14 protein-coding genes are annotated in these 12088 nt (G+C 60.9%); 1 reads left to right on the forward strand and 13 read right to left on the reverse strand.

What is annotated here, in order from left to right:
• Positions 1-39: 39 nt before the first annotated feature.
• Complete coding sequence (locus tag AC1U7K_RS12270) at positions 40-1260, reverse strand: type II secretion system F family protein (protein WP_480251645.1); 1221 nt, start codon at positions 1258-1260, stop codon at positions 40-42.
• 238 nt (positions 1261-1498) lie between these two features.
• Positions 1499-2092 carry a CDP-alcohol phosphatidyltransferase family protein gene (locus AC1U7K_RS12275; protein ID WP_480251646.1) on the reverse strand — a complete coding sequence of 198 codons (594 nt, stop codon included), beginning with the start codon at positions 2090-2092 and terminating at the stop codon, positions 1499-1501.
• 85 nt (positions 2093-2177) lie between these two features.
• Between AC1U7K_RS12275 and AC1U7K_RS12280 the strand changes: the two genes are divergently transcribed.
• Positions 2178-2495, forward strand: coding sequence for a hypothetical protein (locus AC1U7K_RS12280; RefSeq protein WP_480251648.1), 318 nt, complete (start codon positions 2178-2180; stop codon positions 2493-2495).
• On the opposite strand, the gene AC1U7K_RS12285 is transcribed toward AC1U7K_RS12280, so the two are convergent.
• The 11 genes from AC1U7K_RS12285 to murB form a co-directional block, all read right to left on the reverse strand.
• The gene (locus AC1U7K_RS12285) at positions 2492-3637 is read right to left on the reverse strand and encodes a serine hydrolase domain-containing protein (RefSeq protein ID WP_480251649.1); all 1146 of its coding nucleotides are present in this window, start codon (positions 3635-3637) and stop codon (positions 2492-2494) included. The genes AC1U7K_RS12280 and AC1U7K_RS12285 overlap by 4 nt on opposite strands.
• Before the next feature lie 52 nt (positions 3638-3689).
• Positions 3690-4199 (reverse strand): DivIVA domain-containing protein, encoded by a 510-nt coding sequence (locus AC1U7K_RS12290; RefSeq protein ID WP_480251650.1) that lies wholly within the window; start codon positions 4197-4199, stop codon positions 3690-3692.
• Between the two features lie 14 nt (positions 4200-4213).
• Positions 4214-4510 (reverse strand): YggT family protein, encoded by a 297-nt coding sequence (locus AC1U7K_RS12295; RefSeq protein ID WP_480251651.1) that lies wholly within the window; start codon positions 4508-4510, stop codon positions 4214-4216.
• A complete protein-coding gene (gene proC, locus AC1U7K_RS12300; protein ID WP_480251653.1) occupies positions 4498-5322 on the reverse strand; it encodes a pyrroline-5-carboxylate reductase in 825 nt (274 codons plus the stop codon). The genes AC1U7K_RS12295 and proC overlap by 13 nt, the downstream gene beginning before the upstream one ends.
• The gene (locus AC1U7K_RS12305) at positions 5319-6053 is read right to left on the reverse strand and encodes a YggS family pyridoxal phosphate-dependent enzyme (RefSeq protein ID WP_480251654.1); all 735 of its coding nucleotides are present in this window, start codon (positions 6051-6053) and stop codon (positions 5319-5321) included. The genes proC and AC1U7K_RS12305 overlap by 4 nt, the downstream gene beginning before the upstream one ends.
• Before the next feature lie 87 nt (positions 6054-6140).
• A complete protein-coding gene (gene pgeF, locus AC1U7K_RS12310) occupies positions 6141-6836 on the reverse strand; it encodes a peptidoglycan editing factor PgeF (RefSeq protein ID WP_480251656.1) in 696 nt (231 codons plus the stop codon).
• Between the two features lie 62 nt (positions 6837-6898).
• Positions 6899-8083 (reverse strand): cell division protein FtsZ, encoded by a 1185-nt coding sequence (gene ftsZ / locus AC1U7K_RS12315; RefSeq protein WP_480251657.1) that lies wholly within the window; start codon positions 8081-8083, stop codon positions 6899-6901.
• A 41-nt stretch (positions 8084-8124) separates the two neighbouring features.
• Positions 8125-9360, reverse strand: a complete 1236-nt coding sequence (gene ftsA / locus AC1U7K_RS12320; RefSeq protein ID WP_480251658.1) for a cell division protein FtsA — start codon at positions 9358-9360, stop codon at positions 8125-8127.
• A gap of 6 nt (positions 9361-9366) precedes the next feature.
• Entirely contained in the window at positions 9367-10071 is a 705-nt protein-coding gene (locus AC1U7K_RS12325; protein ID WP_480251659.1) for a cell division protein FtsQ/DivIB, read from the reverse strand.
• A gap of 124 nt (positions 10072-10195) precedes the next feature.
• The gene (locus AC1U7K_RS12330; RefSeq protein ID WP_480251661.1) at positions 10196-11167 is read right to left on the reverse strand and encodes a D-alanine--D-alanine ligase; all 972 of its coding nucleotides are present in this window, start codon (positions 11165-11167) and stop codon (positions 10196-10198) included.
• Positions 11164-12066, reverse strand: coding sequence for a UDP-N-acetylmuramate dehydrogenase (gene murB / locus AC1U7K_RS12335; protein WP_480251662.1), 903 nt, complete (start codon positions 12064-12066; stop codon positions 11164-11166). Before murB ends, AC1U7K_RS12330 begins: the two co-directional genes overlap by 4 nt.
• Between the last annotated feature and the right edge of the window lie 22 nt (positions 12067-12088).

Genomic DNA, 12088 nt, shown 5'->3' on the forward strand with positions numbered 1-12088 from the left:
CCTGCACGGCGGGGTCTTGTGCCTTCTACTATGGGTTCGTCACCCAATGACGGAAGCCATTTTGAAGATAGGCAAATACATCGCGATGACGATAAAACCGATAATGGTCCCGAGGAATACCATCATCACCGGCTCCAGCAGGGAGGTGAGCGAAGCGACTGCTTGGTCGACTTCATCATCGTAAAAATCGGCGATCTTGCCCAACATGGCATCGAGGGCTCCCGTAGATTCGCCGACCGAAATCATATGCGTGACCATCTTGGGGAAGATGTTGCTCTTTGACAGCGGCTCAGCCAGCGTTTTCCCTCCGCTGATACTTTGTCTCGCGTCAAGAATCGCCGCCTCTACGATCTTATTGCCTGAGGTCTTGGCGGTGATCATCAAACCATCCATGATCGGCACGCCGCTGGTAATCAACGTCCCCAGGGTCCGAGTAAACTTTGCCACCGACGCTTTTCGAATCAGCTCACCGACAATTGGCGCTTTGAGGAGCGACCGATCGATCGCGACGCGGCCGTTGGTGGTTTTATAGTACCGCTTGATGCCAAAGGCCAGAAGACCCAAGCCTGCGGCAATGAAAATAATATACGACTGCATGAACTCGCTGACGTTGATGACGAATTGGGTCGGACCCGGCAGCCCTACCTTTCCGCCTGACATCTCAGCAAACATTTTTGCAAAAATTGGGATCACCCAAATCATCAGCACAGTAATCACGATGACGGCGACCCCGATGATCGCCGCGGGGTACACCATCGCGGACTTGATGGCGCCTTTCAGCTTCATGGCCTTCTCAATGTGCTTCGCCAGCCGCAACAAGATTGCATCAAGGAGACCACCCACTTCTCCGGCATGGACCATGTTGACGTACAGCTCATCGAAGACCTTGGGATGCTTTTTCAGAGCATCAGCAAAGGTCGATCCGCCCTCGACGTCGACCTTGATTTCACCAACCGTCTTGCCCAGCGTCTTGTTTTCCGATTGCGTGGCTAAAATATCGAGGCATTGCACCAGAGGCAGGCCGGCATTGATCATCGTTGCAAATTGTCGAGTAAAGACGACGAGATCTTTGTCCTTGACACTTGCCGCCCCCCCCAGTTTACCGACAAGCCCCCCGAGCGCCGCCTTTTCCTGAAGGCTTGTCACGGCGAGATTCAGACGTCTAAGTTGTTCGATGGCCTCTTCTTTTGTCTTGGCAATGACCTCGCCCTTCTTGACGACTCCCTGCCTCGTCTTGCCGACGTATGCAAAAGTGGCCATGGTTCTTCCCTACGTTAGACCGGGGCGGTCGACGCCGGACGGACAACTCAACAAAGCGCCTGCACTGACGGTCGCAATGGATCGTCGGCCGTCATCTACCAGCTTTCTGGCTACGGCTGCTGATCGACCCATTCTCTTGGTGTTCTCAGGGGTTACAACACGGGTGGACTGACGGAAGTCTACTGGACGATGCGTAAGTTGTCAACCGACTGCGTGAACTGAACACAAGGAGGAAGGTTCAAGCCTCTCGGGCATTGAACTGAATCACGCCCCGGTAGAGGTAATGAAAGCCGGATAGTAGCGTGAGCGCGACCATGAGATACAACAGCGGTTGGATCGTGAGGAGATCAACGTCTCGCGGGGTGAACGCGATGACGAGGATAATATACAGCAATTGAAGAAGCGTTGTTCCCTTGCCCAAGAGGGTCGGCGACATGTCGAGCGGTAAATCGGTCACCCGCGTGAGCAACGCTCCCGCCATCAAGATGATGTCACGGCTGACGACCAAGATCACGACCCAGAGGGGGACGAGATGGAGCGCCGACAGGGTCACAAAGCCGGACGTCAAGAGCAATTTGTCGGCGAGAGGGTCCAGATAGGCGCCCAGCTTGGTACGCTGGTTCGCCACGCGAGCGATCGTGCCGTCAAGGCCGTCGGTAATTCCAGCGATGAGGATGACGGTGAGCGCCGCATTGTACCGTTCATAGATGAGAAACTCGATGAAGACCGGGATCAACAGGATGCGGAGAATCGTCAGACTGTTAGGAACGTTCATGAGAAGCGGCACCCGGAATCGGCGTTCGATGCCAACGTTGGGCCGCGGAGGAAGCATGATAGAAGGCCGTTATGCTTGTCAACTCTTGCACTTGCGCGACATGGCCTTTTATAATTGCACCGTTCTATAGTAGGAGCCTTTCGTGAGCACACTTCCCCTGTCGCTAAAGCAAAAGGACGGTGTTGTCGAGCGCCATCAGATCGAAGGAAACGACCCGAGCGACCGCTATTTCAATCGCGCCATCCTCGTGAGCCGCGTGTCGCAAGGATACGTGGGGAAAGTGATGTATGAGGCGTTGACCGTCGAAGGCATGAGCCAACCGACGATCGCTGGTGCAGTCGCAAGTGTCGTTCAGAAACTTCAGGATCTAGGCTTCCGTCGCATGCGGACCAGAGCGAACTTCAAGGGACGTCGGTACCTCGCCGAAAAAGAATCATGGACCGATTACGTTGATCCTTAGCTGCCCCACCGATTCGCCTCCTCGCCTCTGCCGACATACGTTTCGTAGATCACATCATGAATCAGCGGCCGGAATTGCTGAATTTTTGTATTCTGCCTTGTCGGATGCACGCGATTGGACAGCAGCACGACCTCCAACTGAGCCACGGGATCGACCCACACCGACGTTCCCGTAAAGCCCAAATGACCGAAAGATGCCGCTGCGAAATTGCGTCCCGAGGTGGACGGCGGAGACGGCGTATCCCAACCCAACGCCCAGCTTGAACCCACCGCGATGTTCTGCCGGGCCGTGAACTCGCGAACCAGCACGGGCGCTAGGAATTCCTCGGAGCCGAGCCACGCGGCAAGCCAGACATGAACGAGCCGCGAGACGGCCCGGACGCTGCCGAATAAGCCGGCGTGTCCGGCGACACCTCCTAAGGCATATGCGTTTTCATCGTGCACCTCTCCTCGAAGGACACGGCCGCGCCAGGGGTCGCGCTCGGTGGCGGCGAAAGCAACGCTCTCCACGTCGTTCCCGCCGGCCTCCCTCTCAAAGCGAAAAAAGAGAGGCTTCGCGCCGATCCTCTGATAGACGCGATCGCGGCAGTACCGATCCAACGGCACGCCGGTCACTCGCTCGATCAGGAGCCCAAGAAGAATAAACCCCAAATCACTATAGATGGCCCGGGTTCCAATCGGATGTTCGAGCGCTTCACGGCCGAGGTGTTGGAGAAGCCTCGCCGTCCGTTGTTCATCGCTGCCTTGCCACCCGCACACCGGCGAGACGCCCAACCATTGATAGATCGGACGCCATCCGGGTAGCCCCGAGCAGTGATTGAGCAGGTGGCGGATCAATGCGGCGCCAATCGCCGTGCGGCTCAGTTCCGGAAAGAACGAGCCGATCGCATCGTCCAGACCGACACGCCCATCTTGAATCAGGCAGAGGATGGCTGTGGCCGTCGCCAAAGGTTTCGTAAGAGACGCAAGATCATAGACGGACTCCACGGTCGCGGGCTCTCGATGAGGCTCGACGATCGATGCACCGAACGCCCGTTCATAAACCAGAAACCCGCGGTGGCGGATGGAAACGACGGCACCCGGGAACACCCCGTGCTCCACGGCATCTTGCATGGTTTGCGTGATGACATCTGCACCGGTCATCAGCGTTCACCGGCGCACGAAGAGAAGATAGGTAGGACGAGCGAGAGGCCCTTCAACGATCCGTGCCGCCGGTGAGGTTCGCCGCGGAACCAGGGAGTGGCGCTTCTTGCGCGATGTCTTCCTCTTCAATTTCCAGCGTCCGTTCCAGTGTCCGGAGGGTGGACCGTAACCGCTCGATGCCGATCACCCGTTGTTTCCGGAGGTCGGCGATGTCGCGCTGGAGGTTCGCCAGTTCCTGGCGCGCTTCGCGCAACATCTCGGCCGCCTTCAATTCAGCCTCTTTCAACAGCAAGGCCGCATCCCGCTGCGCGATCTGCTTCATGTCCTCGGCCATCGCCTGCGTCGACACCAGCGTGTGGGTCAGCGTCGTTTCGGTTTTTTTCAATGCCTTGAGTTGCTCCTCGGTCTCGGTCAGCTTTTCACGCAGTGCCGCATTGTCATGATTCAACGCTTCAACCGTCTGCGCCATGTCTTCCAGGAACAGCTTGACCTCATCCCGGTCAAAGCCGCGCATCCGGACTTTGAACACCATCTGTTGAATATCGAGAGGCGTGAGTCTCATTCGGCACCTCGCTATCAATGCATGCGCAGCGCGACATCCTTCAACGATTGGACGAGCGCGACCTGCAGGAACACGATGATCAAGAGCGCGATGATCGGCGACACGTCGAGTCCCATGGCAAAGCCGAGTCTTCGGCGGATCGGGTACAGGACCGGTTCGGTCATCCGCTGGAGAAACTGAACAATCGGATTCCAGGGATCAGGATTCACCCAGGAAATGAGCGCCCTGGCGATAATCACCCACATGTAGAGCCACAGCACGTAGTCGAGCACGACGGCGACCGCCTGCAACACATTGCCTACGACAAACATGACCGTCCCATCTCGTGCGCCTGTCGGGTCGCGGCGGCCACCGCACGAACCACCGTCGCCCGAAACCCATGCGCCTCCAGTTGATGCAACCCAGCGATTGTTGTGCCACCCGGCGATGCCACCTGATCCTTGAGTTGCCCGGGATGCTGCCCCGACTCAATGACGTAGCGGGCGGCGCCGTAGAGCGTCTGCGCCGCCAACCGATTGGCGATGGAACGAGGCAGTCCCATCTTGACGCCGCCGTCGGCTAAGGCCTCCATCGCGAGACACACATACGCAGGGCCACTGCCACTCACGCCCGTGACGGCATCGAGCAGGTGCTCCTCCACCACCACGATCCGACCGACTGACTCCAACATTTTCGCAACCTCTGTCCGATCCTCGTCATTGACAGAGACATCATAGGCGATGGCCGACATCCCTTCGCGTACCACAACGGCCGCATTCGGCATGACCCGTGCGACCCGAATGGCACCCGTGCATGCTTCGTGTACGGCGCGAATCGTCACGCCCGCCGCCACTGAGACCACCAGCTTGCGGTCCAGTGGCCCCATCTCCCGGCCGGCGGCCGGTACAGCATGCGGCTTGACCGCGAGCACGATGATATCGGCCTCTGATGCCGCGTCCCTGTTACTTGGAACGCCCCTTACGCCGAAGCGCCGCATGAACAGCGCCACTCGTGCTTCGCTCGGATCGCTCACGATCAGCCGCACGGGGTCGACGACATCTGCCGCCAGCAGGCCGGCGACGAGCGCTTCGGCCATTTGCCCCGCTCCAACAAACGCGATCCGTTTCTCGAGACGGCCGCTCATCGCTCCTCCATCGGACGTTCGCCGAACAGCGCGGTGCCGATTCGTACCATCGTGGCGCCTTCTTCGATGGCGACTTCGAAGTCGTTCGACATCCCCATCGACAACTGATCGAGGAGGACCCGCTGATAGCCGCGCTGCGCCGCAGCAGCCGCTAAACTTCGCAACGCTTTAAAATAGATCCGTGCTCCTTCTGAGGTCTCGGTCCTTGGCGGCATGGTCATGAGCCCATGGATGCGGATGTGGGACAGGCCATCTAGCGTTTCGAGCGCTGCGGTCAACTCATCGGGCCTAAAACCGGCCTTGCTCGATTCCCCACCGATGTTCACTTCGAGGAGCACGTCTTGTTGGAGAGCGCTCTCAGCGGCGCGCCGCTCGATCTCGTGCGCAAGCTCGATCGAATCCACAGAATGGATCATTGTAAAACGGCCGACGACTGCCTTGACCTTCCTCCGTTGCAGCCGACCAATAAAATGCCAGCGAATTCCATGACCAGCGAGCGCCTCGATCTTCGGTAAGGCTTCTTGTAGCCGATTTTCGCCACAGTCACAAACCCCTGCGGCAACCGCCTCCACGACCCGATCTGACGGGACCATTTTTGTCGCGGCGAGGAGCTCCACACTTCTGGGATCGCGCCCTACTCGACCTGCGGCCCGTGCAATCCGCTCGCGAATCGCTTGTACACGTTTCCCGATATCATCTGTACCGGTATTGCTCGAGCCCACACGATCCACCCGACTCCGCTGCTCTCGGATTGTACAGGAAGTCCCAAGCGCTGTCAGTCCTGCTCGCGCTTCTGTCAAAGAGATCGACGAGCGCGATTAAGCTTCCAGCATGATGCCGCTGATCATCGTGCCGTTGACGACACCATCGCGGCGATAGGAGTAGAATCGCGCGGGCAGGCAGATGGTACACGCGTTTACGGTCGAAACGCGGCCGTCAGGTATTCCCATCGCCGCCACTTGGCGACCGATCAACGCACGGAGATCGAGATGGCCGCGGTTCGCGTCCGTCTCCCTGACGACCGTCTGCCAATACGAATACCGCTCCCGTAACGGATCGAGCACCGCCCGATCGACTTCATAACAACACGGCCCCGCCGACGGTCCAATCCCAATCCGCGTTGTTTCAACCCGGCATCCGAACTGCTGGACCATCGTCTCCAGTGTCTTGGTAACGATTCCTGCGATGGCGCCACGCCATCCCGCATGGATGGCCGCCACAACTCGGCTGTGGGGGTCATGAATGAGCACGGGCACACAATCAGCCGTCTTCACCGTCACCAAGACGCCCGGCTGATTCGTGATCAGCGCATCCCAGCTTCCTGAAAAGGTAGAACCGGGTTCCACCTGGCGATCAATGATGAGCGAGTCGGTGCCATGCACCTGCCGCACCGACACCACCACGCGGGGCGGTCGCTCGCCGCCGGGTATCTCGGTGATCAGCATCGCGAGGGTCGGGGACTGGCGCGTGCCGAAGAAGTGACGCATGCCGGGCGCCGTGAATGCCGGGATCATGATCCCCTCGCTTGCCGGCGAGGATGATTCGCGCTTCGAAGTCGTCACGCTGCCTTCATAGCCTAGTCGGCGTGCTTCCGTAGAAACGTCGGCACGTCCCACTCATCCTCGAGCGCCAGGCCTAGCCGCTCTTGGCTCTCGGCTTGCCCGTTCACGCGCCGTAAGAAGGCGGGCCGCTCCAGGTTTTGCGGCGTGGGATCGGACACAGGAACGCGGCCGGCGCCCAAGGCCGACTGCACGGCCCTCGCCGGTTTGGCGCGCTCCGGCTGGGGCGCGGTGAGAATCGGCTCCTCCCGGTCGAATCCGGTCGCCACCACGGTAATGATCAAATCCTCCTCCAGGTCCGGATTGATTACTTGACCGACAATGATGTTGGCATCGGGGTCGGCCGTTTCCTTGATGATCGACGACGCCTCGTCCACTTCGTGCAGCGACAAGCTCGCGCCGCCCGTAATATTCAGCAGCACACCGCGCGCGCCTTGCACGCTGCCTTCCTCGAGCAAAGGACTGGAGATGGCCTTCTGGGCGGCTTCGAGCGCCCGGTTTGGCCCGCGCGCGATGCCCATGCCCATCACCGCCCGGCCGGTATAGGTCATGACCGTTCGAACGTCGGCGAAATCGACGTTCACGTGGCCCGTCGTCGTGATGATATCGGCGATGCCTTGGATCGCCTGACGCAGCACATCGTCGGCGACTTTGAACGCATCGAGCAGCGGCGTCGCCTTATCGACCAATCCCAAGAGCCGCTGGTTGGGAATTACCAACAGGGTATCGACGTTCTTCCGAAGCTCTTGCAAGCCTTCCTCGGCGTGCAGGAGCCGGCGCTTGCCTTCGTATTGAAACGGCTTGGTGACGACGCCGACCGTGAGCGCGCCCAAATCACGGGCGATGTTCGCGACGATTGGCGCAGCTCCCGTGCCGGTCCCGCCGCCCATCCCGGCCGTGACGAACACCATCTCGGCGCCTTCCAGCGCGTCCCGGAGCCGGTCTTTACTCTCGACCGCCGCCTCTTTGCCGACCTCGGGCTTGGCGCCCGCGCCCAACCCGCGCGTCCGTTCGGGCCCGAGTTGCACCTTGAACGGCGCCTGAGACCGTCCCAACGCCTGCACGTCGGTGTTCGCCGCGATGAACTCCACGCGGCTCAGGCCCGCGCCGATCATCGTATTCACGGCGTTACAGCCGGCGCCTCCGACGCCGATCACTTTGATGCGAACCGGCATGGCATCGTCGTCTTGGAAAGAGAACATCGCATCCCTCCCTTCGCAAACGCTGAGCGGACCCAGCGTGATTAGAAGAATTCGAGCATCCAGCCTCGCATCCGATCCAACACCCGACCAAACCGCTTCCCACTCCGCGCCCCGACCGTCTCCAATTCATCGGTATGGCGGCACGCATGGAGAATCAGCCCGACGCCGGTCGCGTACATGGGATTGCTCACGATATCGCGCAGCCCCCCGACGTCCGACGGAATGCCGCGCCGCACCGGCAGATCCAACACCTGCTCCGCCGCATCCGGCATGCCTTCGAGCATGGAGGTCCCCCCCGTGATGACGACGCCCGCCGCCAACATACCTTCGTACCCGGCCCGGATAATTTCACGGCGAACGAGGTCGAACATTTCTTCCACACGGGGCTGAATGATGTCGGCCAGGATTTTTCGCGGCATGAGCCGCGGGAGCCGGTCGCCCACGCTCGGCACTTCCACCTGCTCGTCGTCGTGGAGGAGATCCACCAGCGCCAGGCCGTGCCGGATCTTGAGCTTCTCCGCCTCGGCCTGCGGCGTCCGTAACCCGATCGACAGGTCGGTGCTCAAATGCTGCCCTCCGATGGGCAGCACGGCGGTATGGCGAATGGTGCCGTCGGCGAAGATCGCAAGGTCCGTCGTGCCGCCGCCGAGATCCACCATCGCCACGCCCAATTCCCGCTCCTCCGGACTCAGCACCGCTTCGCTGGAGGCGAGCGGCTGGAGCACGATATCGATGACGTCCAAGCCCGCGCGGTTCACGCTCTTGATGATGTTCTGAGCCGACGTCACCGCGCCCGTAATGATGTGCACATCCACTTCGAGCCGAGTGCCACTCATCCCGAGCGGCTCGCGAATGCCGTCCTGATTATCGACCATGAATTCGCGCGGGAGCACGTGCAGGATGCGCCGATCGTGCGGCAGCACGGCCACCGTTCGTGCCGTCTCGATCGCGCGCTCGACGTCGGCACGCGTCACTTCCTGTTTTTTCAGTGCCACGACCCCCCGTGAGTTTTCGCCGCTGATGTGGCTGCCCGCGATCCCCGTATAGACGGAGTTGATCTGCACGGCCGCCATCAGCTCCGCCTCCTCGACGGCTTTTTTGATCGACTCCACCGTGCTCTCGATGTTGACGACGACCCCTTTCCGCAGCCCACGCGAGGGACACGAGCCCACACCGATGATGTTGATCGTCCGGTCTTCGGTCAATTCGGCGACGATGGCACAAATCTTCGTCGTGCCGATATCCAAGCCGACCACGATGTGATCACGTTTGGCCACCGCCGGTTACCCCCTTTCGCGCACGATCACCTTGCCGGGATAGCGCAGGTCGACCTCACCTCGCACGTCACCCCGGCCATTGCCCGTGTTACCGGCGAGGTGCGGCTCCATTTTTCGGTAGAGATCCCATTTGTCCTCGAACCCCGACGTCCCGAATTGCAGCCGCAGGCCTTGGACATACGCGACGATGTTCTCCGGGTTCGCCACATCGACCTCCGGCTGACCTGGAAACGTCCGCGTCAGCAGCGTGCCAAGCTCGATGCCTTTCCGCGCCGCATTTACCCATTCGGGCTCTTGGTTGACCAGCCGTTTCGGAGCGATGCCGACCAGGACGGGGAGCGCGGGTTCAGTCACTTGACTCAACTCGATCAGCGGATGCGCCTCTTCATCGAGCAGCAGCGAAAGGGTCGGTGCGCGCAGCACAGCCGCAGGCCGGCGCTCGACCACGTGGACCGCTAAGGTATGCGGCAATTCTCGTCGGACCGTGGCACGCTTGATCCACGGCAGGGATTCGAGCCGAAGGCCTAAACGAGTGGTATTGACGGTCCACAGCGTCTCCTTCGGGTTCAGCTTCAACTGATCGATGATATCGCTGCGGCTCACTTCCGTATTGCCCGTCACCGTGATCTGATGAATCGCGAACGCACGATCAAGGGACGGTCGGAGGATCTCATAGCCGGCTCTGATACCCCATGCGACAAGGACGAGCACGGTCGTCCAGAGCGCGGTCTTGCCGATGATCCCAGTCCATCGCGATCTGGTCCTACGTGGCCCGGCTGATCGCCGCGAGCGATTCGGCCGAGGACCGCGCGGGCCTCGCAGCTTGCCTGGTGACTCACCTCGCCAACGCACCATGCACCTGTGCCATCGTTTGCATGCGGGCCATTGCGGATGCGAGAATCCGCTCCGTCAACGTGTCGTAGTCGATGCCGGCTTGGGCCGCGGCCTTTGGCAAGAGACTCGTTTCGGTCATACCTGGCGTCGTGTTGATTTCCAACACATAGGGCTTCCCGCGCGGCGTCAATCGCACATCGACGCGGGCGGCCCCTTCACAGCCAATGATCCGATACGTCTTCAAGGCCAGCTCTTTGATCACCTTGTCCAGCCGTCGCGGCAGGACCGCCGGGCAGATGTATTGCGTCTGCCCTTTCTGATATTTCGCGTTGAAGTCGTAGAAGCCGCCCGGCGCAACGATTTCGACGGCAGGGAGGACCATCCCCGACAGGATCGAAATCGTGAGTTCACGGCCCGGAATGTAGGCTTCGACCACGACATCGGCATCGTACTGATGAGCCCGGGCCAAGGCGTCCCGCCACTCTTTGGCCTGCCGCACGATGCTCACCCCGAACGTCGACCCTTCGGACGCCGGCTTCACGACGACCGGTAGTTTCAGCCCGCCCGGCGGCTTTGACGGCACTCGATCGCCCCCTCGAACAATGACACCGGCAGGTACCGGAATGCCGAATGCGGACAGGAGGGTTTTTGTCAGACCCTTGTGTATCGCCACGGCGCTCGCACGAATACCTGACCCGGTGTATGGGATTCGCAGTGTCTCGAGTAATCCTTGGATACTTCCGTCTTCACCACCAGGGCCGTGCAGGGCGATGAAGGCCACGTCGATCTTCTTCTCTCGCAACCGCTCAGCGATCGAGCCGTCTACATCGATGGCCACGGCGTCGTAACCTCCCCGCAGGAGCGCTTGGTGGACCGCCCGGCCGGTCTTCAACGAAATCTCGCGTTCCGATGAGCGGCCGCCCATCAGCACGCCGATGCGGCCGCGGGTGATCGGTGCATCGCTCCGTGTCACGGCTCTCCCACCACCTTTAATTCCAGCTCCAACGTGACGCCGGTTTTCTGCCGGACCACCCGCCGTACTTTCCTGATCAAAGCCAACACGTCGGCCGCGGTCGCCGCACCGCGATTCACGATGAAGTTCCCGTGCTTCTCCGAGACCTGCGCGTCGCCGATCCGGGCGCCCTTGAGTCCTGCTGCTTCGATCAGTCGGCCGGCCGGCTCAGAGCCGGCATTCTTAAAGGCGCAGCCGGCGTTCGGGATCGTGAGGGGCTGCGTGTCTTTTCGATAGCGCAGGTAGTCCTTGACCACGCGTTGAATCCGCTCCTTCGGCGCCGAGCGCAATTGCAGCCACGCCCCGACGACGATGCCGCGCGGCAGGTGAGCGCGCCGATAACTGAACCGGAGGGCATCGGTGGCGATCTCCTTGATCGTGCCCGTCGGCGTGACGAGATGGATGGCCTTGAGCGCATCCTTCATCTCCCCGAGGCGGGTTCCGGCGTTCATCACGACGCATCCTCCCACCGTGCCGGGGATGCCGGCCGACCACTCGAGCCCGCTCAGCGAACGGCTGATCGAATGCTGAAGGAGGATGGGCATCGTGACGCCGGCTTCCGCATACAGGACGTCGTTCGGCTCATCGATGATCCGCCGGAGCTTGGCCAAACTCACGACGATTCCGCGAATGCCGCCATCGCGCACGAGGAGATTCGTGCCGCCGATCACGAACAACGGAATGTGGGCGGCCCGTGCTTGCCGCATGAGACGACGGAGGTCTTCGACGTCGGCCGGCCACACAACCGCGTCTGCGGGACCGCCAATCCGGAATGACGTCAACTCGCGCAACGGCATCTCAAATCGGACGTCGCCGCGAAACCCGCTGAGCGTTTCGCGCAACGGTGCGGCGGCCGTCACACGCTTCGTCGCTGACCGATTC

This window comes from Nitrospira sp. Vd2 (genome assembly GCF_979581665.1).